The following is a 26753-nucleotide window of genomic DNA, read 5'->3' as shown; positions in this document are numbered from 1 at the left end:
GACTCTCTAAGGATTATGAAATTTTGCCGCAGACGTCGGAAGCTTTTATCTATATCGCAAACATTCGTTTGATGTTACGACGCTTAGCTTAGTACACTTCTCAGACATCCTCTCAAATTTCCCGCTTAAAGTTGTTAGAGTGATAGAAGAGTAATATAATCAGACCCGTAAAATTTTAGGGCACTTTTACTATCTTTTTAGGAACTCAATAGGATTTCTATAGTAGAATATTAAAATTCCCACATTAAGAGTAAAGTGATTTAGCACAATGCCAGATATATTCGTTATCAACAACTAATAAATTAAACATTTTACACAACCAATGTATTTTTGATAGCTTAGACATTGGAATCCCTTTCTTGATGGAGCTATACATTTGAATGACCAAATATCAGCAAACATTCTTTGTGTTGGTCTGGGGTGGTTTCCGGAAACACCGGGAGGGCTGGATCGATACGTCTATGAACTTACTCATCAACTAGCAGCAGGTCAAGATCGAGTTGAGTTGTGTGGAGTAGGGTTACCAGAAACTCAGACCAACTCTCCTATAAAAATAACTAATTTATCTGAACCGGATAATCGACTGTGGGAACGGCTTTGGCTGATTCGTTCCAATTTTTTGAGGCGAAAATCTTCCCAACCCGATGCAATTAATCTGCATTTTGCACTATATAGCCTTCCACTCTTGCAGGTTTTACCACCAGGGGTGCCGATTACGTTTTCCTTTCACGGTCCTTGGGCATTAGAAAGTGAACAGGAGGGAGCCGGAAAACTGAGTGTTTTTTTGAAGCACTGGGTTGAACAACGAGTCTACAATCGCTGCGATCGCTTTATTGTCCTGAGCAAAGCTTTCGGCACTATTTTGCACCAAGAGTATCAAGTTCCTTGGAGCAAAATCCATATTATTCCCGGCGGTGTTGATTTATCACGATTTCAATGCAACTTATCCCGCCAAGAAGCGAGGGCACAGCTCGACTGGCCTCAAGATCGCCCGATTTTATTTACCCCCCGTCGCTTAGTTCATCGAGTTGGGCTAGATAAATTGTTGACAGCAATAGCTACAATTAAGCCTAAAATTCCTGATGTCTGGCTAGCGATCGCGGGTAAAGGGTCACTAAAGCCTGATCTAGAGCAGCAAGCAACGGAACTGGGCTTAAATGAGCATGCCAGATTACTAGGTTTTTTACCAGATAAACAGTTGCCTATAGCTTACCAAGCCGCTGACTTGAGCGTGATGCCCAGTCAGTCTTTAGAAGGGTTTGGATTAGCCGTGCTGGAATCTCTCGCTTGTGGAACTCCGGTGCTGTGTACTCCTGTGGGTGGAATGCCAGAGATTTTAGAGCCGTTTTCACCGGATTTGATTGCTTCTTCTATAGAAACAACAGCGATTGCCGAGCGATTAGAAGAATTGCTAATTGGAAAAGTACCTATGCCTTCTAGAGAAGCGTGTCAGGAATACGCTGCTACACACTTCGATTGGCAAAAAATCGCGCAGAAGGTTAGACAAGTGCTGTTAGCCTAAAGATCAAAACAATAACGATCTGCAAAATTTTCTTAGCTAAGTAAGCGGATGAAAATCCTATTTCTCGACCAGAGTGGAAAACCAGGTGGTGCAGAACTGTGCCTAATCGATATTGCTAAACCCTATCGAGATAGCTGTTTAGTAGGCTTATTTGCAGATGGCTCTTTTAGACAATTACTAGAGCAACAGCAAATTCCAGTTCAAGTTTTAGCGACTCAGCCAATACAAATTCGTAAAGAAAGCAGCTTGGCACAGAGTTTAGGCAGCGTGAGTTTGCTACTGCCTCTGATTGCTCAGGTCGTTCAAAAAGCTCGTGAATACGATCTAATCTACGCCAACACACAAAAAGCTCTAGTTGTTGGGGCATTAGCTAGCTTTTTAAGCCGTCGCCCTCTGGTTTATCATTTGCATGACATTCTATCTACAGATCACTTCAGCCAAAGCAACCGACGCCTAGCTGTGACCCTAGCAAATCGCTTTGCATCACTAGTTATTGCTAACTCTCAAGCAAGTCAAGCAGCCTTTCTAGAAGCAGGAGGACGTTCAGACATAACCCATGTTGTCTACAACGGTTTTGAACCTGAAGGCTATCAGAGCGATCCGTCTAACATTAGCCAGCTCAAGAAACAGCTAGAACTTGATGGACGATTTATAGTAGGTCACTTCAGCCGATTGTCGCCTTGGAAAGGTCAACATATTTTAATCGAAGCACTTGCTCACTGTCCTGAAGACATAATAGCAATGTTAGTCGGTGATGCCCTATTCGGTGAGCAGGAGTATGTCCAGCAATTACACAAACGAGTAGCAGACCTAGGGCTTGAGGAACGGGTTCGGTTTTTAGGATTTCGTTCAGATATTCCGCAGTTAATGGCAGTCTGTGACTTAGTTGCCCATACCTCAACAGCACCCGAACCATTTGGAAGAGTAATTGTTGAGGCTATGCTGTGTGGTAGACCTGTGGTTGCCACTGGATCGGGAGGTGCTGTCGAAATAGTAGAACCGGGTATCAATGGTTTTTTAGTTCCGCCTGGGGAGCCACAGCAACTTGCAGAAGTTATTACCACCTGTCGTAATCAACCAGAACATACTGCGACTATCGCTCAATATGCACGCGACACAGCCACTCAGCGTTTTCACCAGACCAACATTAATCAGCGTATTGCTCAGTTGCTATACCGGGCTTTAAGCTAAGTTTTTGCAGGATGTTCAGAACTATATCTGTCTTCTGTCACTCTGAGAAGAGTAAAAGGAGAGAAATAGCCTGAAAACAAAGACATCTCTAAAGGACAAAAAATGTGGTAAGTAAAAAATGCCTTTTTAGGTGCTTGAGATGTGAGTTATATCCAGGAATACTTGTAAACTAACCCCAAAGAAGCAAAATAGGTGCCAAGTATCCCTTATGAGCAATTAATTCAACTGATTGAGTAAGGAAAGCTTTCATAGCAATCTTATTTGAGTTTTGAGATGCCAGCACTTCAGATCCTCGACTTCTTAGCTCGACTTTATCCATATTAAAGAGGAGAAAAGGTAGCAAGATCAGGAAAGTAGTGGCACCTGGCAAACGCACAATCAGTTCGATTTTACAGGTGATGGAGTTGCACCATGAACCTCCCTTTCAGAACTATCATTGTCCTCTCACCCGCGCCATCTGATCAAGTTGTCAAGCGAGTCGTTAAGCTGGATTGCCCTGCGGCAATCCAGCTTAACGACTCGCATCTTACCAATGCGGCTCCTTCAGTCCCATCTCTCCGAAACACCTATTGACCTTCTAGAATAGATGACTTCAAAATACCGCAACTAAGATAATGAAAAACAGATTATTGTTGTTAGCCCACAAACTGTGGCAAGAGAAGGGATTATTCTTCCAAAAAATTAATCAGTCACTGAGGAATTTAAAGCAGATTGAGAATTATCACCAGCGCTGCAAGATTAGTTTCCTCGCCTTTGCGATTGCAGGACTAATTGTCTCTACTTTTATTGGACTGTATCTAACTTCAAACGCATTGCCCACTATCTCCTACAAAACATCTTGGATAGGTAACACGTTTGCCGGTGGCGAAAAGTGGGTACAAATTCACATCAGTGCAATGTACGTAGGGAATGACGGAACGGTTTATACCAATAGCGTGTGGGATGAAGCGGGTAGAGAGGCAGGAATTTACCAAGACGGAGATGCAATAGGCAAAGCTAGTAATCTTCATGGATGGGGAAGAACTGGAGGGGAAGCGGTCACGGCAAATGCTAAGTACCTTTATATCGTCATGACACAGAGGCCAATAGACAGGATGGTATTGCAGGATTATCCTCGCTCTAAACCAAACTGGTATTGTGTGAGACGCTACCACTTATCTGGGGAGCCTGCACCCTTCGCTGGCGGACGTGGCTATGACGGGAGTATGTTAATTGTTAGCACCTCTAGCCCAGTAACTGGATTAGCTAACGCCAACAACGAGCTTTATGTGAGTGATAGTGCTGCCAACCGCATTCGCGTCTACGATGCCGAAACTATGGCAGAGCTACGCAGTTGGTCAGTCGATCGCCCCCAGCAGATGGCTGTTGATAGTCAGGGAAACTTATGGATTATTCAAGCCAAAGATGCTAGTAATCCTCCCAAAATTCTGAACTATTCCAAGACAGGAACTTTGTTGTCTAAAAAAATTACGGATGTTGTAGACCCTACAGCCCTAGCTATTGATAATAAAGGCAGACTGTTGGTCGCGGAAAATGGACCCCGTCAGCAGGTGCTGATTTATAATATCTCACGAATCCCTAAGTTGATTGGGACTTTTGGTGACGAAGGTGGCATCTATTCTGGCACTCCGGGAGAAGTTGGAGCGTTTAAACTCAACGGTATAACAGGAGTGGGTACGGATGCGGCGGGGAATATCTACGTTAGCAATGATGGTTTTGGCAGTTCAGGAACTGATTTGAGGAAATTCTCGCGTTTGAGAGAGCTGCAATGGCAATTACTGGGTTTGCAATTCGTGGATAATGCCGATGCCGATCCTGCCACTGATGGAGTGGACGTGTTCACCAAGCACGAACATTTCATCATGGACTACAGCAAGGGAAGTGGTCAGGAATCGAGCTATAAGGCATATACCGTGGATAAGTTCCGCTACCCTGACGATCCGCGACTACACAACGAAGACCATTCAGCAGCATCGGTTTTTGTCCGTCGGATTGAGGGAAAGCGTTTTCTTTATCTCACGGGGATGTATGCCAAACAGCTCAGCGTCTACCGAATGAAAGGAGAAATTGCAGTTCCTAGTGCCATCTTTGCCAGGGAGCATTCTACATGGCCAACCAATCAGCCAGCGATGGGAAGCTGGTTATGGCGCGACAAGAATGGCGATGGCTCGGTTCAAAGCGATGAGTATGAAAGTTTAGGTGCAGCAGATGGTTCGATCTGGGGTTGGGAGGTTGATAGCAAGGGCGACATCTGGCAAACATCCAAGTCGGGCTTGATACGACATTATCGCTATCAAGGATTGGATGCCTATGGCAGTCCAAATTATATTGACAGTGCTTCGGAAGTCATACCCATGCCAACGCCTTTCAACAAGCTGGAAAGAATCAAGTATTTCCCTGATACAGATGTCATGTATCTCGGAGGCTATACGGCCGATCGCCCACACGCTGGTGAGGAATGGGGGATAGTTGGCACAGAGATTGTGCGCTACGACGACTGGAGCAAGAGCCGGAAAGTGCGCTGGCGTGTCAGTCTTCCTTATAATCCAAGTGCCAACCCGATTTTGATTATCAAAGCGATGGATGTAGTAGGAGATAGAGTTTTTGCTGTTACTTCTAGAACGGCCGAGGTGTATGTCTACGACACAGAGACGGGAGCAACTGTTAAAACTTTGTCTCCCGGCCCAGAGGTGGCAGGCGAGAGTGGCTGGATTGATATCCCCTACGCTTTACGAGCCTATCGTCGGTCGAATGGTGAATATGTGGTGTTTGTAGAGGAAGATGCGAAAGCCAAGGTGATTATGTATCGGTTTGCCTCAAATAATTGAGTAAATCCGGCAAAATCAACGTTAAATTCTCATTTATCCAATGTAATTTTCAACTAAAGCTATTTTCGTTTTTTTTACGCTTATCTAATTTAGAGGTATTTGATGCGCGTGCTACATATTCTCAACCACGTCCAAGAGATCGGAAATGGGATTGTCAATGTGGCAGTCGATCTAGCCTGTCTGCAAGCCAAAGCAGGTCACGAAGTCGCTATCGCTTCTGCTGGTGGAGAATATGAGCAATTAATGGCACGTTATGGTGTAAGGCACTTCAAACTCGATCAAACGCGAACACCGATCAATCTGCTTAAGGCTACTGGAGGTTATCGGGCGATCGCGCAAGAGTTTCAACCTGATATCGTCCATGCCCATATGATGACAGGAGTGGTACTAGCGCGTGCTTTAAAAGCGGGATTTGGATACGCTGTCGTCTCTACAGTCCATAATGAATTTCAGCGCAGTGCAGTGCTTATGGGTTGGGCTGACCGGGTTATTGCTGTCAGTAAGGCGGTTGCCCAGTCAATGGCTCGGCGCGGTATTCCTCAGAACAAGTTGCGAGTAGTCAATAACGGTACACTAGGTAGCCCCCGCACTCGCCAACTGCAAGAATACCAACCGATGCTACTACAGCGACCCGCGATCGCAACTGTGGCGGGGATGTATCGGCGCAAAGGGATTGCTGAGTTAATTGAGGCTTTCACACAAATTGCTGCGGATTTTCCAGATGCGTATCTTTATCTGGTGGGGAACGGGCCCGATCGGGAAATGTTTGAGGCACAAGCACAAAGTACACCCGTGAGCGATCGCATTCATTTTGAAGGCTTTCAGTCTGAGCCGCAGCGGTATCTGTTAGCTACTGACATTTTTGTCCTGGCTTCGCACCGTGAACCTTTCGGTCTTGTTCTTTCGGAAGCTCGTGAAGCAGGCTGTGCCATTATTGCCAGCAATGTAGACGGCATTCCTGAAGCGTTGTCTGGAGGGCAAGCTGGCGTGTTAGTTCCGCCATCAAATAGCCAAAGTCTAGCAGTCGCTCTGACGCAATTACTCAGTGACCCCAGCCTGTTGCACAAATGGAAAAACCAAGCAAAAAACAACCTCGATTACCTGAGTGTTTCGCGTGTCAATGAGGAAACATTGGCGGTGTATCGTGAATTGTTAACATATCCAAGTTAAGGCGGGTCTACAACCGTTTAACAGTGAAACTTAATTTTTATTTTGATGCAAGTGGTACTTACAGGCAGCCATGCCTATGCCTAGAAATCCCCAGAAAACCATGCCAGCGAGTGCAACCGTCACGTTTGCACCAGCTAACATTGGGAGGAAAGAAAAACAAATAGCGCGGGCTGCACTGGCAAAGGGATCAGAGCGAATCTCACGGCTTTGGAACAGCGTTAAGAAGCATAGGAACATCCCGCCCCAATAGGGAACAGTTCCGAACCAGCCCAAACTTAAAATCGTATCTAAAATACCACTATCAATGCTACCAGCCCCGCCAATTCCCATCCCTTGAAACTCACCTAGGGCTTCGCTGAGTTGTCTTTCGTAGAGTTCCGATCTGTCATTGAGGCTCTGATCACCCTGAAGATTGGAAAAACTTGCAAAACGAGATTGGACGATTGTAGAGAATGGCTCTACAGTGGCTAAAGGAACAACCAATACTGCCATGACCATGACAGTGATAATTAAACGCATCTGTAAATGCGCTTTGAGAGAAGTGGTAAGGGTAATAAATGCCACAAACCACGCTCCCCAAGCCGTGCGTACTGATGTTAGCAGGAGTGCCAAGTAGCCAAACACTGAGGCAGGAACCCGTAAAGTTTCTTTGCTAGTCAATAACAGCATAAGACCGGCTATTATCACCGTTGCAAAGGGTAAAGGCGAGTTCATGGTACTCCACACACGCATTCCAAAAGGTGCAGGATCACCCATGCTAGTAAATAGCTCCGTCTCTATGAGCCAAGTGCGATCCCACTCAGGTGCAACAATGTATTGATACACGCCATAAGCTCCTGTCACTAACACACCCCAAACAAAGGTGCGTTCAATACTCCGGCGATAGTAGGGGTAATCTCGCCAGTTCACAAACAAGTGAAAACCGAACAGGATGGGAGGTAACCAGTTCAGCACAGAAATTACGGCGGAGACGGGCGAGAGCTTAATTAGCGCAACGAGAAAACCATAAAACACGCCTATAAAAGACAGAACAAAGGGGAAGCTGCCCTGCTGGTATGACCTGGGAAGGTGCCGATAGAACGTAGCAAGGGTCACCATTGCCACCAGAAAGGGTGATAGTAATATCGGACTTGGATCAGTAAAGCCGCTTCTCCAATCAGCCAAACGACGGACGAACGGTGTTAGGAAAAATATCCACCAAGTGAAACTGACGTAGATGAGGGGATAGCGTCGGTATAGGAACACACCTACAGCAAAAGCTCCCACTGGAAAGGCTAGATTCAGGATCTTGGCAGTCCCTCCCCCTAAAATACATAGGCTCGAAAAAATTACTAGCCCCAGTATTGCCGTCCTAGCAGGCTTCGACTGCTTTGGTTGTAGCTCCCGATGAGAAGTGTCTTGAGGCGAGCCACTCGAAAGTACCTGTCTGTGACTCATTTAGTATCTCCATCAAGAAGGTACTTAATCAAACAACATCCGTTAGCGTAAGTATTGCATGTCTTTAGGTCGATCGCCTTGTTGCCACGTCCGCCATCCCTGCCAACGCCCACGCCAAGAGGCAAGCAACTTTTGCCCTGCCAATAATCCTTCCCCAGGTAGGAACCTCAGGCACTGCACAAGTCCGAGGGACTCTCGCGTTCCCACTAAGATTGCCCACAGGAGGAATACAGCACGATTTGCACGAGGTAAATGCTCCAGTAAAATCAGGGTTTCATTATGTACTGCATTGGTCAAGGCAATCTTATTGAAACTGCGGCGTTGATCCTCGTCGAAACGTTGTGCTGGATAGTGATCTACCGCAACCTTTGGATCGTAAATTAGCTTCCAACCCGCCCGCTTCAACGCTAGGCTGAAGGCAATCTCGAAATTTACTTGCGCCCCTGTGCCTTGCATACGCTGATCGAAGCGTAGTTCCTTAATAGCAGTCCGGCGAAAACTCATGTTGACTCCCTTAAGTAGATCTACCTCGCGGGGGGCACCTACGCCAAAGTGATGGTTGCCAATCATCCGTCCAAACCAATTTACCTGACCTACTACCTCACACTCACCATCTTCTAATTGTGTACCGTGGTACACCCAATCGCGTCCACCTACGCCGCCAATCTGCTCATCGGATAGAAAGTGATTTTCAATCCGTGCTAACCAATCGCTGTGTGGGGCAGCATCGTCATCGGTAAAGGCGATGATTTCCCCTTTTGCAAAATCAAGACCTGCATTCATCGCTGCTACCACCCCCGGAACTTTCACGGTTACGGTGTTCAATGGCAGGAGGTCAGGATTGAATGTTGCCAGGAATGTCCAAGTTTCAGAATCAGTATCGCGAACGATTGCTAAGACTTGATCAGCTGGTCGAGTTTGCTGTTTTAAAGCCTCCAAGCAGCGTACCAAGTCTTTTGGACGACGGTAAGTAGGTACGATAACCGTAATTTTCATGGCGGGCTTAGTTCCTCGAATCAATCCACAAAACGTTTTCCATAGCTTAAAGCATCACCTAGAATTATTGAGTTGAGTTTGGCGGCTACTACGGATAGCAAAACAACTAAACAAAAGAGTTAAACCAGCATTCATCTCAATTAACTCTTCAAAGAACTTCAAAAAATCAGCTACGAAAATATCGAGATCCAACAGTATTGATACGATACCGTAGCCTATAGTGACGAGCAAGAAGCATAATGGGGGGTAATGGTTGAACGCTAAAACTAAATTCTTTAGCCCTTGTTGAATAGTTTCTTTCACCTCGTGTAAATGCCTGATTGCCCAAATCAATCCAATCAGTAGTGAACAAACGAAGACTCCTAAAGCAACAAGCAAAATTATTCGATTTTGCTTCAATATAGGTTTAACAGTCATCAGTAGCAAGAAGAAAACATCATGTATTGAATCAATTCTTACTCCACCAACTAAAGGCGCTTGAAACCAGAACATCCGGTAGCCAAAGCTAATTTCGTCTAAGGCGGCAAGCAGTCCTAATAACGGGATAATTAGGTAAGACTTCCGAGCTTGTTTATGCTTTAATTTGGTAATAAAAATCAAACCAAGCACAAAGGTCTCAAAATAGAAAATTGTTGTTAAATTCTCCAAAAACTCATTCTCTTCCACCAAGGCAATTCTTGTAACAGGGAATAAAAACCATAATATGGTCAGAAAAAGAACATTCAAAACAGTCACTATGAGATATAGCTCACCGAGACTTATCTTGTTAAATAAGCCTTGTCCCCAATACAATCTTGATTGAATTTTCATTTTTTAATCTCCATAGATGTAAGAGGATGTTTTAAAAGTGGGAGCCTATTTCGTCGCCCCTTCAGGTTATGGATATGTTTCTTTGGATTGTAGAAATTGTTCTCAGACCTTTAGAGAAGAAGGGTTTCGTACTCTTACCAAAACGGTGGGTGGTGGAAAGAACATTTGGATGGCTCAATTGGTGTCGGCGTTTGAGCAAAGATTATGAAAGGCTACCGGAAACTTCGGAGAGTTTTATATACATAGCGATGATTCGTATCATGGTCAGACGACTGGCATGATTTTTGACTCGCTTTGACTTTTCAAACATCCTCTAAAACTATTTAAACTCATAAACCCGAATTCTCGGACCTCGATTAATTTTCGGAACACGATTAACTTCATAAATCATTTGAGCAGAGGACATAAGGCCTTGATAATTTTTAACTATTTCTAGATAGTTTTCCTTTTCCGCTAAATACAAATCATACCAATGGCTGATAACCATGTATTGAATAGCCTGGGCTTGAACATCTTTAATATCTCCAATTTCTCCAATTTTACCAATATCTAATGGTCGGAGTTTAGCATGTCTCGTATAAGTATCAGGATCGATTTGGAACAAAGCTCCTTGCTTATCGCGATCAATTTGAAATAATTTGAATGAGTCTTTTGGAAAATTAGAAACATAAGGTTCTATTAAAATAGAACTTCCGCTTTGAATGTTACTAGTTATCCATCGTTCCGCCTGAATTCTTGTGTCGGTTCCAGAAGCTTCACGACCTTGTGCAAGACTCGCACTTGAAAGAGAAACAAGAATAATACAAAGAGAAAACAAAAATATCCAAGTTCCTGCTTTTCTGAAGGATTTATTAGCTAACTCAGATAGCTTATAAATAGCCCAAGCAAGTATTATACAACTGAAAGGAAGAATAGGAAGAACCCAGTGGTTCCACCTTAAACTTAGGGAAGATATAAATAATAAAAATAAAGCAGGAAAGAGAATTAGTATTAATTCCTCTTTTTTTCTGAAGTAGGCACAGCATAAAAAACCAATACTCAACAATATAATTCCATAAATCGAAAAAGAGTTTACAAGAGGATTTTCTATATACCATCTCAAGTTATTAATCAGTCCACCTCCTGTTACGCTAACTTGTTCCGATCTTGCTTCTTTTGCTACATCAATCAGCACCTGCTGAAAATCTATAAATAGAAAAGGAGAGCTTATGAAAGCTCCGAAAATACAAGCCGCGATACTGCTGAATACTTTAATAAGCCCTTGCTTAAGCCAGCCTTGACTAAGAAAAAATGCCAAAATAATAGTTGGGGCAAAAACAACAGCAGGGTATTTAGTTACGATAGCTAGACCTAGCAAGAAACTAGCTAAGACATAGTCTAATAGTTTATTTTTCTCAAGAATTTTTAAACAAAACCAAAATGAAAGAGTCAAAAGCAAAGGCATTAAACTGTCCATTCGCGCTATCTGCGAACCTGAGACATGGATAGGAGTGATAGCAATTAAAGTGGCTGCTACTAAACCTACTGTTTTATTAAAAATTTTCCTGCCGACTAAGTAGACTAGCCCAATTGTGACAATACCAAAGAAGACACCGAGAAGACGCCCACTCAAGAAAAAAATAGTTTGATCTTGAAAGTAAAGTGCTTTAAAGTCATCAGCACTAGCAAAAATCCCTAGGACTCTACCTCCTAGAAAAAATAAGATATATACAAAAGCTAGTAAGTAAATAACAGTAGTTCCTGGATGACCAAACCAGTGAGGATTCAAATCACGATTGGCTAACATCTCTACAGCATTGCTAACTCGTCCGGCTTCACCATTACTGTAAATATCAGGTAGATTAGATGTAACTCCATAGAGACGTAGTAGCAAGCCAGCCAATAAAATACCGAGTAAAATAAATTTTGAATACCGAGATATTTGCTCTTCGTACCTTGTCAAACTTCTCATTGTTTAGTACCTAATTATTTAATCAATCATGAAAACGAGTTGAATTTTTGAGCGCTTCTAGGTAGCTTATTAAGCTTTTAAGGCGACGATAACCGAGGATGAAAATTTGAGATTGTCAGGACTGGTTGAACTCCTCAAATAAATCTAGATAAGTCTGCGCCATATTCGCCCAGCTATACTTTTGGGCTATGGTTCTAGCGGCTTGACCCATTTGATGGCGTTTCTCGCGATCGCTTGTTAGTAAGGTGAGTGCCTGTGCTAAACCTTGGATGTCGTCCGGGTCAGGCAAGACAATCCCACTCTCTGGTGTGATAATTTCAGCAGCACCCGTAGTCACCGCCGTAATGACAGGTAATCCTGAAGCCATCGCTTCAATAACCACTAGACCAAACGTCTCATAACGGGATGGAAAGACCAAAAAATCCACTGCTTTCATGAGCATGGGGACATCAGTTCGGTGTTCCAGAAAATGCACCCTTTTACTCAACCCTAGTGAGACGACTAACTGTGGATAGGTCGTCCCTGTCGTTGTTCCTGCAACTACCAGATGCAACTCAGGAACCTGTGCCAAGGCACGTATTACTGTATCCAAATTTTTACGAGGGGTTTGAGCATTTCCTGCAAACAGTGCAAGGGTCACACCCTCAGGCAAACCCCAGGTTTGACGTTTAGCCTCCCCAGGGGAAAACTCTTGTAAATCTACACCGTTCAAAATTACCCGAATGCGTTCTGGCGGTACACCAATTTCTAACAGTTCCTTCTCTACCTGCTTCGATACCGCTACGATCGCTTTCGCCTGACTGAAGGCTTTCTTTTCCCAATCAGCATTCAAAGCGGTGTAGAACCAGTTATAAGTGCTACGCAAGCTCGCATGCTGTTCTGAAAGATTGACTGGCGAACGTAACCAGGAACTATGGACAAAATGGACTGCATTGACATCTCCCTTAACCCAAGTAATTGCACCGTTGACTTTTATTAGGTCAAATTCTTTTTGGTGCTTAAGCAACCACAACCCACTTTGCATAGAGAAAGCCATTTCGCGGAAAAGTTGCGTTGGATACCCTTTCACTGGAATAAAAATCCAATTAACATGGCTGTGCTGTTGCAGTTCCGGAGCTACACTACTTGCCACTAACGTAACGTGGTGACCGCGACGAATCGCTTCCCAGGCAACTTCATAGTTTACCCGACCCTGACCATCACCGACTACGACTCTGTGAGTAACAATGCAAAGCTTCATAGGTAAACACTTCTTAAGGTAAGCTCATGTGGTGGTAATCAGGAATGATGACAACTTTATTGCTTGCCATGCTGCTGCTGATGCCATTGCCAAGCGTGGGTAAGAATTTGATTTAAATCTAAATATTGGGGAGACCAACCCAGAATTTTTCTAGCTTTATCGTTGCTACCAACCAAAATGGATGGATCGCCAGGACGACGCGGGTATTCTACGACGGGAATCTCTTGTTGAGTGACGTGTCGGGCTGCTTCAATAACTTCTCTAACTGAAAACCCATTGCCATTCCCTAAGTTAAAGGTGTCTGTATCCTTCCCCTTTAGTAAATATTCAAGTCCTAGTAGGTGAGCCTGAGCGATGTCTGTCACGTGAGTGTAATCTCGGATGCAAGTGCCGTCCGGAGTGGAGTAATCTGTACCGAAAATGGAAATAGACTCGCGTTTACCCAAAGCGGCGAGCAGTATCAAAGGAATTAAATGGGTTTCAGGAGTATGATTTTCTCCTATTAAACCAGTTGGATTGGCTCCAGCCGCATTGAAGTAACGAAAAGTCACTGATTTGAAATCATAAGCGGTATCAAAATCTCTGAGTATTCGTTCTACCATTAACTTACTTGCCCCATAGGGATTGATCGGCTGCTGGGAATGCGTTTCGGGAATGGGAATTGTCTCCGATCTGCCGTAGGTGGCACAGGTCGAAGAAAAAACAAATTTCCGCACTGATGCATCTAGCATTGCTTCCAACAAAATCAGCGTGCCGACAACATTATTACGATAGTATTTAGCAGGACTGACCATAGACTCGCCTACGTAAGCATAGGCAGCAAAATGCATGACCGCTTCAATTTTGTGGGTGGCAAAGATATGATCTAGCAGTTGGCGATCGCTCGTATCACCAATCACTAATTCCACTTGAAGAATCTTTTCTACAATATCTCGATGCCCATAAACGAGGTTGTCTAAAACGATTACCTCATAACCACTGTGTTGCAATGCTAAAACTGCATGGGCACCAATATAACCTGCGCCGCCCGTGACTAATATTGTTGTTTTTTTTGAGGGCATAGCGATCGCTTCTCTTTCTAAACTTTACTTAAATACCGTTCCGAAAGTCCTTCTCTTTGACTAAGAGTTTCTTCATAAAAAGCCAGGTTATCGCGGGCGATACGCTCCCAACTGTAGCGTTGTGCGGTAGCGTAAGCATTACGGCGTAGCTGCTGAAGGTAGGGGCGGTCTAAAACCAGCCGTTCCAAAGCCTGCTCGATCGCCTGACTATGGCGAGCCGGGACTAAAATTCCGTTGTACCCATTCTTTACGATCTCCATTGCTCCCGGTGTTGTTGTCGTTACAGGCGCTAGACCGCAAGCCATAGTTTCAGTGAGAGCCAAGCTAAACCCTTCAGAGAGAGTGGGAAAGAGCTTGATGTGATGTCCGCGCAGGAGGTTGGGTAGTGCTTCGTGACTGTAGTGGGGAATGACTTGGATGCGATCGCGTATAGCAGGCTCGAAATCTGCATGGACTTCTGCTTCTGAGCAACCCGTCCCTAAAAAACTTATCTTCAGCTGGGGATAGCGAGCAAGAATTGCATTCAAGGCTGCTGCACCATACTTAATGCCCTTTCGAGCGATATAATTCCCCACTTGGGCAATGTAAATGGTTGAATCCTCTGCTTCTGGCATCGGCTCGAAGGGGAGATTCAGAAATTCCTCTGGAATCCCATTCGCAACGATGTGCATTTGTTCTGAATTGACACCCAACTTTTCAACGACATACTCTGCATCGCGGTGATTGAGCAGCAAAACCAGGTCGGCATAGCGCAGGGAAGTTGCGACCTCCCAAAGCCGGAAGCCTCCATGATACAGCGAATACTTCCAACTCAAGTCCAAGTTGCCCCGACGAGCCTCCTCTAAATTTTCCAGGTGCATACTATGCTCAAGACCGTGGCTGCGGGTTACTAGAAGAGGGGAGTTTTCTCTGGAGCTTCGGCGCATTTTCGCCCATATCCAAGCATCTCCGGTAGAAGCATCAACCACATCGACGGCTTGCTTCTTTACAAGAGCTGATATCTGGCTGGCTACAAACCCAGGAAATATTATCGACTTTACCAGCCCTGGTAATTTGTCTGGAAGGCGATCAAATGTGTAGTATTCTACTTCATGCCCTAGCTTTTGATATTCCTGACCTAGTTTCCACGTTGCACCAGAAGCCCCTGCATTAGGATTTAGATCGTGATGAATAGTGAGCAGGATTTTCATAAGCTGATTTAGAGCTAGATATTTCCATAAAAATTGTTTCTAAAGCTGGGAACTTATTGATTTCTCTTGGAGTTCTTGTATAAACTGGATTCAAGTTGAGGAGGGAAAGATGCCAAAGAGCCGATCGAGTTTTGAATAAATCGTTGAGTTTGAGTAATGACTTTTAAAAGTGATGCCAACTTCTTTAGAAAAGTTTTGAGCAAGTTCGGGTTCCTTAAGTAGGCGTATAATTTGGTTAGCGTAAACAGTTGGTTCGTCTGTGATAAAGGCATTTACACCATCTATCAAGTTCAACCCAGAAGCACCCGTTGTAGTCGTCACAGCGGGAATTGCATAAGCCATTGCTTCTTGCAGTTTAACCTTGGTTCCAGAACCCTCTAGTAAAGGACAAATTACCAATCTCGAATTTAAGTACAAATTGGATAAATCCGGAACATATCCCAGACAGTCAATATTCGGTTCTAAAAATGCATCAATTTGAACAGATTGGGTTACTGTTCCCACAATTGCCAGTTTAATATCTGGCTTCTCGTCAATGATTTTGGGAAAAATGGATGTCAGAAAAAAGTTGAGTCCATCTATATTAGGTTGGTAACAAGCGCCAACAAACAACAGATCGTACTTAAACTCTCTAGAGACATATGGAGCTAGGCTAAGGAAATGGTTAGAATCTTCAACTAGATGTGGGATTAAGTAGATTTTTTGAGACGAAAGATGTGAGATGAGAACAGCTATTTCGTGCTGAGAATTAGCCAGCACAGTATCAAATTTATTCAAGAGATTAATTTCTCGACTTAAGTTAGATTTGTAGTCAAATTTAAGCCCTTTCAAATGAGATATATTTTTTCTAGCTAAGCGAGCGTCACAGCAGAGATCGTGCATATCAATCAATTTTTTAACTACAGAGGATTTTGACTCAATAGCTAGATGAGCATACTCTAGGTAGTTAATCAATATAAAATTATATTTCTGTTGAGACACTAAAGTTTTAACGAACTCAATATATCCGGGGGGGGTGCAGTATTTAGAATCAACAGGTAGCTGCTCTCGTAAGATTTTTTGATAATAAAAGCTTTGGCTTCGAGAATACAAAAAATCAACCCAGTTCCGTTCGCATTCGTAAACAAATAGTTTTTCGGCAAAGTTAAGGATTTCTTGCTTTTGTTTGGAGTCCCAAAGAGTACTTCTAAATTCATTACTAGCTACTACATCTACCGAAAAAAAATCTTTTCGATTTTGGAAATACTTTAATATCCCCACAATTCTACGCTTAGCGCCTGTATTAATTGGTTTGAGCGGAAAGGGAAGATGAATTAGAATTTTGGTTCTTTCTTGGCTCATGGGTTTTCTTGGTTCAAATGTACCCCTCCAGGTATTTTATAAAATCTAAAGATAGACAGATTTAATTCGTTCTTAAACTGTTCTTAGTATACTACTGATAAATACTTTTTAAAAGCAATATCACCAACTTCTCAAAGGATTTGGTGATATGAACTACTGGCATCTTAAAAGTCAAAGTTTTAAAACTTTAGGTTTGTAGAATTAACATTGCCTAACGATAAACAGGTTGTGAGACATGGTAAAAGTAATCAATTTCAAAGCTGTACTTTAAAATTGCCGACTTAAATTTTTTCGAGCCAGCATATAAATTCACTAGAGTTTTACTTCTCGCACAGCAGTAAAACACGCAGTTCGGGGTCAGATGGCAGAATATGGATGCTGCTAAACCATTTACTAAGTTTGTTCATAAAATTTTCAAGCATATACCAAGAATGCCTAGGCGATCGAAATCCCGCTAATTCTGGATCTTCGAGCGGAACGAATTCTACAAGCAACCAGCGCTTTGAGAACAGTGCAAAACCCTCTACAGTTTGCTCGAACTGTGGATGTTGTTCAAATACAATATGATGAACTAACCCCAAAGCCAGAACCATCTCGCATTGAAAGCGTTCAGTAGCAGCAACATATCGATAATTGGACAAACCATAAGCTGGGGTAGGTTGTGTAAAGTCCATGAGTAAGGGAAGAATCGGCAATTTTTTCTCACGAGCGTCGTAATAAAGTTGGGTAACACACGCCAGATCTTTATCAAAAGCTACTACTTGACTTCCTAAACTAGCAGCAAGCTTAGAATACGCTCCCGTATGGCAACCTATGTCTAGCACGGAGGAGGGGTGTAACTCAGTGAGAGTTTTGTATACGCTTACCTGTTTGGCTGTCCATGTATCTTGGCATGATGACCAGGAGAAAGCTTCTGACTCCCCAGGCAACAGGGTTTTGAAGCAGGGTAAGGTAATGTTGTGGACATTTTGCCTGATTTTCTCTAAAGAAATTAAGTAATATTTCTGTGTAATTTTTTCTAGACAAGAGGTATACTGGTTTGATTTTTTGGATTCTTGTAACTCATTTAATTCTTGCAACTCGCTTGATTCTTGTAGTTCTTTTGCTTCTTGTAATCCTTTTGTTTTTTTATTAAGAGAGGCTTGAATAAACTTAAATTTTTCTCTAAAAAATTTAAGCTGCTCAGGAGGCATGATTTGCATCAAACCTAATTGTAAACGTGTAGCAAGTGGTGGATTGGAAAGCCGTCTTGACAAACCCGAGCTTCGGGTTAATAACAATAGATCTGTCTTGAGAACGCCCTCATTATCAACCATAAGCAGTCTTGCCACCTTATCTTTTTCTTGGGACATGAGAAGAAGCGGGTAAAGGCAAACTTGGCAAAACTGATCGTAGGCATCCCACCTAAAATAGTGTACGTATTCATCAAAAGGTCTAATTGAACCTAAATCCACAAAAAACGGTTCGCAGCCATCAAATAATACGTTTCCTAGATGACCATCTTCTAAAGCAAAGCCACGTCGCGCCACTTCTATAGCAACATCTAAAAGAGTAAGGGCAGCGTCCTTAATCATTGCTGGGCACCATTCAATAGAATACGACGTAAAAGGTATTGACCGATGGCTCACTACCATGTCAAACCCATTAACTTTTAAGGGGGTGAGTTCAGTCTCGATAAAAAGCCCTTTTTCTACTAGTTGTTGGATAACACCTTCTTGAAATAATTGTGTAAAAAATGGTGCTCGCTCAGAACCTATTCCACGATATAGTTTTCCGCTCCACTGAAAAAGCCTCATCTTATAATCGGCAATGGAGTGAGGATGGAAAACTATTTCACTAGATGAAATCCCGGTCATGGTTTTAAGTTAAAATAATAAATTTTTCTATGAAACTTAATTTGAAGCTTTTTTTTGTTTAATAGAGAATCCTGTTAATACTGAACGAACTTTTTTAGGAAGCACTCGTATTTCTAGGACGCAATGTTGACAACATAGCGACGTAGAATACATAAGCCAGCAACTTCAATGAAGAGGCAATTACCTTTAGGGAAGATGAACATAACAGAGCTTCTCTGATTTGATTCATTGCCGCCCTAATGTCACCTAAGTTAGTAAATTGTCTAGCAGACGTTAGAGCATAAAGGGCATAATTTCTTGATGCTGTTTTTGAGAGCCTATCTGCTTTGTTTTCCGGCAAGTAGTTCTTTACTATTGCAATAGCCTTACGCACATCTTGGATATTTTTGCCAGCACGTATAGTGCGTCCTGTAAGCGATGTTGAATGTTTACGACGGATTGCCAGCGGCTCAACTTCATACCAAACTGGGTATTGTGCAGCAATCCGCACCCACATTTCCCAATCTTCGCCCCAACAGGATATACGGCAGTCAAATCCTCCGAGTTTTTCATAAACCTCCCGTCGCACTACCATTGCTGGTGTCGAAATTCGTTGTATTTCAGCAATTCGCTCCAACCAATTGCTCAAAATGCCACTTTCAGACTCTTCTAGTTGCTCAATATCTCGCCAGTGACTATGCTCATCCATTTTGAGAGTGCGACAGAAAGCCGCACCGATTTCAGGTTTTTCATCAAAGGCTTTTTGTAGCTTGCGATAGAAGCCATCTCGTACACAGTCATCACCATGAAGTAAATGCACCAACTTCCCGCGCGATCGCTGCAAGCAGGTTTCAAAATTTTTGATATATCCCCCATTTTCGGGTTGTCGGTAGAAGCTAACACGACCCTGTCCTACTTCTTCAACCACAGCAGCTGGGTCATCCTTAGTAGAGCAATCGTCTACAACTTCAATCTGCATGACCTCTGGCCCTGGCGCTTGTGCTAGTACGCTAGCTAGGGTCTCGCGTAGATAGCCAGCACAGTTATAAGTAGGGATCATCACTGACCACAAGGGACGCTCTACTCCTTCAGGTACAGGTGCAATTGTTGCTCGATAAGGATGCGGCTCCATAAATTGATTTAATCCTTCTTATTGTTTGGGTTTTACTTGGCATTAAGGCTGGGTGTAGCTTCAAGTTGAGTGCTTATAGGCTTATCTTGATGCAAGGTTGACAAAATCATGAAGTATACGACGCGAGGAAATAACTTTATGAGGGAGAAAAGCACTTTTGGTGAAGTAGAGCAGTTTAGCGCTTCTCTAACTTGGCTCATTGCAGCACTAAAATCACTAAGTTTGGCATAATTTCTAGCATGTCCAAGTGCATATAAGGCATAGTGTTTTAATGCGATCTTTGAGAGTTTATCTGCTGTTTGCTCAGGCAAGTAGGGCTTCGCAATATTTATAGCCATACGTATGTCTTGGATATTCTTTCCAATGCGCCTTGAGTGTCCTGTAAGGGATGCAGAGTGTTTACGATAGACTGCTAAAGGTTCAACTTCGTACCAAACTGGATATTGTGCAGCAATCCGCACCCACATTTCCCAATCTTCTGCCGAACAGGTGAAACGGCGATCAAAATTGCCTAATTTCTCATAAACTTCACGGCGGACAACCATCGCAGGAGTTTCAAGTCGTTGTCTGACGGCAATGCGTTCTAACCAATTGTTGAGAATGCCACTCTGAAGTTGTTCCAAATCAGTAAAATTGAGCCAGTGTCCCTGCTCATTCATTCTGATGATGCGACAGAAAGCAGCACCAATCTCTGGTTGTTCGTCAAATGCTTGCTGCAACTTGCGGTAAAAGCCATCGCGTACACAATCATCTCCATGTAGGAGATGAATGAGTTTACCACGCGATCGCTGTAGGCAGGTATTAAAGTTTTGGATATAGCCAACGTTTTGGGGATGGCGATAGAAGCTAACACGACCCTTTCCCAACTCTTCAACGACTGCTTTTGGATCGTCCTTAGTAGAACAATCATCAACTACTTCTATCTGCATGACCTCTGGTCCTGGTGCTTGTGCTAATACATTAGCTAGAGTCTCGCGTAGATAGCCAGCACAGTTATAAGTAGGGATCATCACTGACCATAAAGGACGGTTAACGCCTTCAGGCACTGCTGCAATTGTTGCTCGATGCTGACCGGTACTTTGGTAATCGATGATCATGCTGGCTCCTAGTAAGCTTTTGTTAACTTCTGAATATTGCCCTTAATCCACTGCTGTCCAAGCTCTACAGCAAGCCGAATAATTGATATAACGATCTTGAAGGAGCAATAAGAGCGGAGAACTTCTCGAATTTGAATTATCGCACCAGTCCACTGTTGTCTAGCAAGGAGCTTGCGAGCACAGTGCAGTCCCCACAATCCCCAAAGCTCTTTACTTCTGGAAAGTGCATTCATAGCTGTTTCAGGCAGATACGATTTAATAATTTCCCTTGCCATATACGTATCTCGAATATTGTGACCTGTGCGAATGAAACGCCCAGTTAGCGATGCTGAGTGTGAACGATAAATTGCAAGAGGTTCCACTTCATACCAAACTGGATAATGTGCGGCAATGCGTACCCACATCTCCCAGTCCTCAGCACAGCAGGTAAAACGCTTGTCAAAGCCGTCAAGGTGTTCATACACTGCACGTCGCACCACAATCGAAGGTGTTTCGATCGGATGACGAGAAACGATATGGTGCAACCCATCAACGTAGATACCGCTATCGGGTTGCTCTAGCGGGTAAATCATTTTCCAATGCCCGTGTTCATCCATTTTGATGATGCGACAGAAAGCAGCACCAATCTCTGGTTGTTCGTCAAATGCTTGCTGCAACTTGCGGTAAAAGCCATCGCGTACACAATCATCTCCATGTAGGAGATGAATGAGTTGACCTTGCGATCGCTGTAGGCAAGTATTAAAGTTTTGGATATAGCCAACGTTTTGGGGATGGCGATAGAAGCTAACACGACCTTTTCCCAATTCTTCAACAACTGCTTTTGGATCGTCCTTAGTAGAACAATCATCAACTACTTCTATCTGCATCAGATCCGGGCCTAGATCTTGAGCCAGCACACTCCCAAGGGTTTCGCGCAAATATTCAGCACAATTGTACGTGGGAATCATCACCGACCATAGAGGTTGCGGTAAACCCTCGGGAATCGGTGAAATATTACTTCGATAAAGATTGTGTTCATTCATAAATAGTTACCTTGTTGCGATTCAATATATAGCGGTTATCAATCTAGTAAGGTACACAGGAAAAGGCTGAAATGCTTGTTGAATAAAGGCTTTGGTGTTCCTCATTTCGTTAAGAAACGCTATATTACTCGCGAAATGCAAAAATATTCAGTAACATATCCATTCCTAAATTAATTTTACAGCCTAAGAAAGGTTGAGTATTACTGTTTGTTTCTTGAATATAGATTCTAAACCCGGATTCCCTTAAAAGCTTAAGCAAAGTGTCTAGATGTTGAGGGCAATCAACAAATGAGTGATATTCAACAAACAATTTTTTTACATTAAAAAACAGATCGTAGCAGTCTTTAATTACTTCAATTTCAGCCCCTTCAATATCTATTTTAAGCAAATCAATCGACTTATCTAAATAGTCACGCAGACGAACTGTTGAAACTTGATAGTTGTTTCTTTCAGACTCAGAATGAGCTACTCTTCCAGCATCAGCTCCCTCCGAGATAAACTCTAGAACTGTTTCTGAACTCCATACAGCTTTTTGGATAATCTCAATATTGTGAAATTCAAAATTATTCACATTTTTTTTAAGAATTTCAAATATTTTAGAATCAGGTTCAAAGGCAATAATATGACTATCAGGATAAAGTTGTTTAAAATATAGAACACTTAATCCGATATTTGCACCACAGTCTATAATTAAAGGACTCTGATTATCGCTTTTAAATTTATAAATTTGCTTCTCAAAAATATCTCTATAAGTCCATAAAAAAGAAATGCTATCTGCTACCTCGAAATCTTTTCTAAAGACATTAGTATGGACTAGAGTATAACGCTTGGTTTTAGTTAGTTTAAATAAAGCAAGATTCGTTTTAAATTTAGATAATTGTTCTTTCCATTGTTGTGGCTTAATTAAAATTTTTACAAGATTTGTAAACAAATAATTTATGTATATTTTTGAATATTTGTTTGAGTAGTTTAACGAAGTATCAACATCAATTTTCATTGAGATTCCCTTTTATGGGTTTTTTAGTAATTTTTTAGACTGGCTTTATACGCTTTTGGCTCTACTCAACTTTCCCCAGCTCATGTTGCATTTGATGATACTTCCAGAGATTGCCGCGCCGTTCTAGCAATTCTTGATATTTCCCCTGTTCCACAATGCGTCCCTGTTCAAGCACCACCACCTTATCTGCTTTGGCAATTGTCGATAAGCGGTGGGCGATCGCGATCACGGTGCGTCCGACAGAAAGTTTCTCCAACGAGTCCTGAATCAATCGCTCAGATACAGAGTCTAAAGCGCTGGTTGCCTCGTCTAAAATTAAAATGTCTGGATTACGTAACAAAGCACGAGCGATCGCAATTCGCTGACGTTGACCCCCAGACAGCCTTACTCCTCGATCTCCGAGTACAGTCTCAAAACCTTCAGGCATCTCTTGGATAAATTCCAGAGCATTTGCTTGTCGAGCGGCTTCTTCAATTGCTGCTTCAGTTGCCCTTTCTGTACCGTAGGCAATGTTGTTCCAGACAGAAGTATTAAAAATGAAGGTATCCTGGCTCACTACTGCTAGCTTTCGGCGCAGTGAGTTGATCTCAATCTCGCGCAGATCAAGTCCATCGATGAGAACCTGACCTTGTGTTGGGTCATAGAATCGTGGAATCAGATCAGCCAGTGTTGTTTTGCCAGCACCAGAAGCTCCAACTAGTGCTGTCATTTGTCCCCGCTTAATTGTTAACGTAATATTATTTAAAATTAAATTACTAGTATCGTAAGCAAAATCTACAGATACTAAGTCAATTGAGTGATTTAAGCCGAGAAACTCAGTCTTACCATTCTTGAAATACTTTTTGTTATCAGTTCTTAGAAGTTCTTTAATATTTTCTACTGCACCTTGCAAGCTGGCAAGATGCGCCCTTACTCCATTAATATCTTGGAGGATTGGCACAAGACGAAATAAGACAAAGAAAAAGGTTAACAATGACCCTACGGGTAAGGTTCCCTTAGCTACAAACAATGTGAAAGCTATAATAATCATGCCAACAAGTAGTGTGGTCGCCAAACCTTCTGCAAGAGGCTTAACCATTGCCGATAATTTGACAACTTTATCAGATGTACTGACGAGATTCCAAGTCGCTTGGTAGAAACGCTTACGCTCAAAATCTTGAGTAGCAAAGGCTTGAACTGTACGAATCCCGTTTATAAATTCCATAGCAGTGGAGGTAAAATAACCGCTAGCTTTTGAAATTTCAAAACTTGCCTCTCGCACTCTCTTATTCAAGGTTGATAAGCCTACTACCAGAAGGCTAAATAGCATCACCGATATTATTGAAAGCTGCCACGATATCCAAACTATTGAGAGTACGTATATTAAGACGGTTAGAGCCCTAGTGATCAAAAAAGCAGATCCATTAAATACGGACTTAATCCTTTCAGTCTCACTCGTGATAGTATTAACAATTTCACCTGACTTAGTCTTCGCAAAGTAACTTAGGCTCAAAGCCTGAAGTTGTTCAAAAATCTGTTGACGAAGATGAGCCAATAAATTGAGTTGAGAAACTTCAATATAAACGTTAGATAAGTAATTAAAGAGTGAACGAATCCAAACGCTCAAGAAGATCAACCCTGATATTCGATAAAGCCGACTCGTTGCAGATGTATTAACTCCCAAAATCCAGATATCAAACCAATTAATTCCTATTTGAATTGGCTTAGCATTCGGCTCAGTCAAATTTTGTAAAAAAGAGAGTAAAAGCCCAATGCTGACCCCTTCAAAACTTGCTGCTAAAAACGAGAAAATAAGGGCTAGAATGGCAATTTTACGAAAGTGCTTAAACTCTCGCAGTATTAAATAGTTGTCTTTCCAGAAATTTGTAGCCTTAAGCAAATTACGGGCTGGAGTGAAAAGTTTGAGAAGCATGAGTGTTTCAACAGAAAAAGGTGTAGCTTGTTAGCAATTTGCAAGCTGACATAAGCCAAAATCTTAGCTTAAGGCTAAATGAGATGATAAAGCGACTATAGCGATTTTCTTTTGGATAAGTTACAGAGCTTCGGCTTGAAAGGAAGACAAGAGTGTACATCAAAATATGAATCGCTATAATTAACAAAATTTAAGCCTTGCTTAAGTTTTTAAAAATTGCGCTCCTCAATAAACCAATTGCATCAATAGTTTCCTTTGGCAGCAACAAATCATTTCGGTCGCTCAGTATCATAAGAATTTGCTGTTTCAATTCTTACTCAAGGGCGCTCTGACTTTTCGTGAGTCTTCCAAGCTGAACTGCACTGCTTCAGACACAGTCAAAGGCTTTAATAAATCCATTAAACTAAACTCACCCCGTAGAACGTGAAACAATGTTGGTAGTTTATCAACGTTGTAATTACGCATCCAATGGATTAAAGATGTAGTACGAGAATCATCATTAACTACCGCCGTGCGAAACTTGAGAAGCCGAAAGAATTTGCCTCGTGGAGTAAGGTGCCACTGCCTAGAGAAAATCGGCTCTGGTGAATAGACATACATCAATATAGCTGTTGCCAGCATAATTGGACCCAGTGCTAGCAACAAAACGAAGGCAGCAATCCAGTCAATCCATTGCTTTCGCTGCCGGCTAAACTGGCTTTGCCTTTTAGGGCGTTTTTGAATAGCCCCTGGTAGAAACACGGGTTTATTTGCTTGTTCACAGGCATCTGCCCAGCGCTTCACTACTGCCTCACCTAAAGTTGGATCGAGCCGAACCAGGCGTACTGGAGATTGTTTCAAGCACTGTACTAGCTGTTGCTTACTCTCAAACGCATAGATATAGGGCTGTTTGCTCTGTTGTCCCCGATTCACGAACAACTGCCCCTGTCGCCACTTAAGAGTACAGTGAGGTAAGTAATTCTCTAAGTGCTGCTCCACAGAAAAATCATTTTTTAACTTTGACAGAGTTGAATTCCCCATATTGAAATACGTAATTTTACTTAATCATACTCTATCCATCGAAGGATATTTGTTCTAAAATGCGTTAGCTACAGCCAAATGGCTTAATTTATTTGAGCCATTTGGCTTAGTGGCGACTTAGAAGATAACGCTGCAAAGTTCGCCTTGTAAAAAAAACCTCTCTCTAAAAAGGTAGGTACTGCTGAGAGCTTAACAGGCAACTTGTGTAAGCCCCTATTTATGTAGATGCCTCTCGTCTCTTGCAAAAGAATAGACCTCTTGCAAAAAAGCTTTATGGTATTGTGAGGGGTTAACTAAGCAAACAGAGAAATTTACGCTTTCTGAAGTTCGTAGTTATAAATCCCAGCAATTAAGTGGCAACGCCAGCCAAATCGTTTTCTCCGATTGCGGTAGCGCTGACTCAAAATGCGAAACACTTTTAAACGGCGGTTGATATGTTCAATCACTACTCAACGACAAGCCAGAGCACGGTTGGACTGCTTTTGCGGTTTGGTTAATTTACCACCTCTGGGTTTTTTGTGAGGCAAGCAACAGTTGGCATGTAACTTAGAAATTCCTTGATAACCGCTATCTTCCAAGCTTTCTGTATCGGGGTGAAAACGTACCTTGCTGTCTACAAATAGTCTGTAGTCGTGTTGACGACCTGAACCATTGACAACACAACGAATTTCCAGCGTTGTCAGGTCAATTACCAATTGATATTTAAGAGTATGTCGTTTTTGTTTACCACTGTAAAAGCGTTTTTGTCCGTGCTTAGGGCGCTCAATTTGACTCTCCGTCACATCCATCACAACCGTTTTCGGTTTCTGTGATGAAGTCAACAAGGACTTTTTTCCTCCTAGACGAAACTTGCCCGAACTAACCTTTCGTAGTTTCAACCCGATGTACTATAGAACCCATTTGACATCTTACGGAGCCTAAATTAAGGTACTCAAAGCCGTCTCACCCTGCTCCGATGCCGTATTCCAGTGACCTCACCGATGAAGAATGGGAAATCCTTG

Annotated in this window: 20 protein-coding genes and 3 pseudogenes; 7 read left to right on the top strand and 16 right to left on the bottom strand. The window is 42.6% G+C overall.

The features are described 5' to 3' along the window. The 6 genes and pseudogenes from H6F66_RS13155 to H6F66_RS13130 all read left to right on the top strand — a co-directional run. Window positions 1-92 (top strand): annotated as a pseudogene (locus H6F66_RS13155) (IS5/IS1182 family transposase); the annotation flags it as partial. A gap of 284 nt (window positions 93-376) precedes the next feature. Next, window positions 377-1522: a glycosyltransferase family 4 protein gene (locus H6F66_RS13150; RefSeq protein WP_199295303.1), complete on the top strand. Its 1146-nt coding sequence runs from the start codon at window positions 377-379 to the stop codon at window positions 1520-1522. A gap of 48 nt (window positions 1523-1570) precedes the next feature. After that, window positions 1571-2713 carry a glycosyltransferase family 4 protein gene (locus tag H6F66_RS13145; protein ID WP_190421913.1) on the top strand — a complete coding sequence of 381 codons (1143 nt, stop codon included), beginning with the start codon at window positions 1571-1573 and terminating at the stop codon, window positions 2711-2713. Window positions 2714-3124: 411 nt separating this feature from the next. Beyond that, complete coding sequence (locus H6F66_RS13140) at window positions 3125-3286, top strand: hypothetical protein (protein WP_190421912.1); 162 nt, start codon at window positions 3125-3127, stop codon at window positions 3284-3286. A gap of 41 nt (window positions 3287-3327) precedes the next feature. Then, window positions 3328-5541, top strand: a complete 2214-nt coding sequence (locus tag H6F66_RS13135) for a hypothetical protein (RefSeq protein WP_190421910.1) — start codon at window positions 3328-3330, stop codon at window positions 5539-5541. A gap of 102 nt (window positions 5542-5643) precedes the next feature. Further along, window positions 5644-6711: a glycosyltransferase family 4 protein gene (locus H6F66_RS13130; protein WP_190421908.1), complete on the top strand. Its 1068-nt coding sequence runs from the start codon at window positions 5644-5646 to the stop codon at window positions 6709-6711. A gap of 30 nt (window positions 6712-6741) precedes the next feature. On the opposite strand, the gene H6F66_RS13125 is transcribed toward H6F66_RS13130, so the two are convergent. Genes H6F66_RS13125 through H6F66_RS13115 form a run of 3 tightly spaced genes read right to left on the bottom strand, consistent with a single transcriptional unit; the run spans window position 6742 to window position 9954 of the window. Next, entirely contained in the window at window positions 6742-8148 is a 1407-nt protein-coding gene (locus H6F66_RS13125; protein WP_190421906.1) for an O-antigen ligase domain-containing protein, read from the bottom strand. 42 nt (window positions 8149-8190) lie between these two features. Next, entirely contained in the window at window positions 8191-9144 is a 954-nt protein-coding gene (locus tag H6F66_RS13120; RefSeq protein WP_190421904.1) for a glycosyltransferase family 2 protein, read from the bottom strand. Window positions 9145-9198: 54 nt separating this feature from the next. Then, on the bottom strand, window positions 9199-9954 hold the full coding sequence (locus tag H6F66_RS13115) for a hypothetical protein (protein WP_190421902.1): 756 nt from the start codon (window positions 9952-9954) through the stop codon (window positions 9199-9201). 83 nt (window positions 9955-10037) lie between these two features. Here H6F66_RS13115 and H6F66_RS13110 point away from each other — a divergent pair. Continuing rightward, window positions 10038-10235: pseudogene (locus H6F66_RS13110) on the top strand (transposase); the annotation flags it as partial. 38 nt (window positions 10236-10273) lie between these two features. Here the strand turns inward: H6F66_RS13110 and H6F66_RS13105 are convergent. The 13 genes and pseudogenes from H6F66_RS13105 to H6F66_RS13045 all read right to left on the bottom strand — a co-directional run. Continuing rightward, on the bottom strand, window positions 10274-11905 hold the full coding sequence (locus H6F66_RS13105; RefSeq protein WP_190421900.1) for a glycosyltransferase family 39 protein: 1632 nt from the start codon (window positions 11903-11905) through the stop codon (window positions 10274-10276). Window positions 11906-12020: 115 nt separating this feature from the next. Further along, a complete protein-coding gene (locus H6F66_RS13100) occupies window positions 12021-13145 on the bottom strand; it encodes a glycosyltransferase family 4 protein (protein ID WP_190421898.1) in 1125 nt (374 codons plus the stop codon). A 56-nt stretch (window positions 13146-13201) separates the two neighbouring features. Further along, window positions 13202-14206: a UDP-glucose 4-epimerase GalE gene (gene galE, locus H6F66_RS13095; RefSeq protein WP_190421896.1), complete on the bottom strand. Its 1005-nt coding sequence runs from the start codon at window positions 14204-14206 to the stop codon at window positions 13202-13204. Between the two features lie 17 nt (window positions 14207-14223). Then, complete coding sequence (locus tag H6F66_RS13090) at window positions 14224-15396, bottom strand: glycosyltransferase family 4 protein (protein WP_190421893.1); 1173 nt, start codon at window positions 15394-15396, stop codon at window positions 14224-14226. Between the two features lie 90 nt (window positions 15397-15486). Continuing rightward, window positions 15487-16737: a glycosyltransferase family 4 protein gene (locus tag H6F66_RS13085; protein ID WP_190421891.1), complete on the bottom strand. Its 1251-nt coding sequence runs from the start codon at window positions 16735-16737 to the stop codon at window positions 15487-15489. A gap of 320 nt (window positions 16738-17057) precedes the next feature. After that, a complete protein-coding gene (locus tag H6F66_RS13080; protein WP_190421889.1) occupies window positions 17058-18593 on the bottom strand; it encodes a class I SAM-dependent methyltransferase in 1536 nt (511 codons plus the stop codon). A gap of 94 nt (window positions 18594-18687) precedes the next feature. Continuing rightward, window positions 18688-19704, bottom strand: a complete 1017-nt coding sequence (locus tag H6F66_RS13075) for a glycosyltransferase family A protein (RefSeq protein ID WP_190421887.1) — start codon at window positions 19702-19704, stop codon at window positions 18688-18690. Between the two features lie 32 nt (window positions 19705-19736). Beyond that, on the bottom strand, window positions 19737-20801 hold the full coding sequence (locus H6F66_RS13070) for a glycosyltransferase family 2 protein (protein ID WP_190421885.1): 1065 nt from the start codon (window positions 20799-20801) through the stop codon (window positions 19737-19739). An 8-nt stretch (window positions 20802-20809) separates the two neighbouring features. Beyond that, window positions 20810-21823: a glycosyltransferase gene (locus H6F66_RS13065; protein WP_190421883.1), complete on the bottom strand. Its 1014-nt coding sequence runs from the start codon at window positions 21821-21823 to the stop codon at window positions 20810-20812. Window positions 21824-21947: 124 nt separating this feature from the next. Then, window positions 21948-22820, bottom strand: a complete 873-nt coding sequence (locus H6F66_RS13060) for an FkbM family methyltransferase (protein ID WP_190421881.1) — start codon at window positions 22818-22820, stop codon at window positions 21948-21950. A gap of 61 nt (window positions 22821-22881) precedes the next feature. Further along, a complete protein-coding gene (hepA, locus tag H6F66_RS13055) occupies window positions 22882-24732 on the bottom strand; it encodes a heterocyst formation ABC transporter subunit HepA (protein WP_190421879.1) in 1851 nt (616 codons plus the stop codon). Window positions 24733-25038: 306 nt separating this feature from the next. After that, window positions 25039-25752 carry a heterocyst development glycosyltransferase HepC gene (gene hepC, locus H6F66_RS13050; RefSeq protein WP_190421877.1) on the bottom strand — a complete coding sequence of 238 codons (714 nt, stop codon included), beginning with the start codon at window positions 25750-25752 and terminating at the stop codon, window positions 25039-25041. Window positions 25753-26063: 311 nt separating this feature from the next. Beyond that, window positions 26064-26615 (bottom strand): annotated as a pseudogene (locus tag H6F66_RS13045) (transposase family protein); the annotation flags it as partial. Between the last annotated feature and the right edge of the window lie 138 nt (window positions 26616-26753).

It is taken from the genome of Trichocoleus sp. FACHB-6 (assembly GCF_014695815.1).
GTDB lineage: Bacteria > Cyanobacteriota > Cyanobacteriia > Cyanobacteriales > FACHB-T130 > Funiculus > Funiculus sociatus.
This window is presented reverse-complemented; position numbering and strand designations above follow the sequence as displayed.

Coding starts and splice junctions, on each gene's coding strand:
- H6F66_RS13120 (WP_190421904.1), bottom strand. CDS start 9,144: ATGAAAATTACGGTTATCGTACCTACTTACCGTCGTCCAAAAGACTTG.
- H6F66_RS13115 (WP_190421902.1), bottom strand. CDS start 9,954: ATGAAAATTCAATCAAGATTGTATTGGGGACAAGGCTTATTTAACAAG.
- H6F66_RS13100 (WP_190421898.1), bottom strand. CDS start 13,145: ATGAAGCTTTGCATTGTTACTCACAGAGTCGTAGTCGGTGATGGTCAG.
- H6F66_RS13105 (WP_190421900.1), bottom strand. CDS start 11,905: ATGAGAAGTTTGACAAGGTACGAAGAGCAAATATCTCGGTATTCAAAA.
- H6F66_RS13140 (WP_190421912.1), top strand. CDS start 3,125: ATGAACCTCCCTTTCAGAACTATCATTGTCCTCTCACCCGCGCCATCT.
- H6F66_RS13090 (WP_190421893.1), bottom strand. CDS start 15,396: ATGAAAATCCTGCTCACTATTCATCACGATCTAAATCCTAATGCAGGG.
- H6F66_RS13125 (WP_190421906.1), bottom strand. CDS start 8,148: ATGAGTCACAGACAGGTACTTTCGAGTGGCTCGCCTCAAGACACTTCT.
- H6F66_RS13130 (WP_190421908.1), top strand. CDS start 5,644: ATGCGCGTGCTACATATTCTCAACCACGTCCAAGAGATCGGAAATGGG.
- H6F66_RS13065 (WP_190421883.1), bottom strand. CDS start 21,823: ATGAATGAACACAATCTTTATCGAAGTAATATTTCACCGATTCCCGAG.
- H6F66_RS13080 (WP_190421889.1), bottom strand. CDS start 18,593: ATGACCGGGATTTCATCTAGTGAAATAGTTTTCCATCCTCACTCCATT.
- H6F66_RS13060 (WP_190421881.1), bottom strand. CDS start 22,820: ATGAAAATTGATGTTGATACTTCGTTAAACTACTCAAACAAATATTCA.
- H6F66_RS13075 (WP_190421887.1), bottom strand. CDS start 19,704: ATGGAGCCGCATCCTTATCGAGCAACAATTGCACCTGTACCTGAAGGA.
- H6F66_RS13085 (WP_190421891.1), bottom strand. CDS start 16,737: ATGAGCCAAGAAAGAACCAAAATTCTAATTCATCTTCCCTTTCCGCTC.
- H6F66_RS13070 (WP_190421885.1), bottom strand. CDS start 20,801: ATGATCATCGATTACCAAAGTACCGGTCAGCATCGAGCAACAATTGCA.
- hepA (WP_190421879.1), bottom strand. CDS start 24,732: ATGCTTCTCAAACTTTTCACTCCAGCCCGTAATTTGCTTAAGGCTACA.
- galE (WP_190421896.1), bottom strand. CDS start 14,206: ATGCCCTCAAAAAAAACAACAATATTAGTCACGGGCGGCGCAGGTTAT.
- H6F66_RS13145 (WP_190421913.1), top strand. CDS start 1,571: ATGAAAATCCTATTTCTCGACCAGAGTGGAAAACCAGGTGGTGCAGAA.
- H6F66_RS13135 (WP_190421910.1), top strand. CDS start 3,328: ATGAAAAACAGATTATTGTTGTTAGCCCACAAACTGTGGCAAGAGAAG.
- hepC (WP_190421877.1), bottom strand. CDS start 25,752: ATGGGGAATTCAACTCTGTCAAAGTTAAAAAATGATTTTTCTGTGGAG.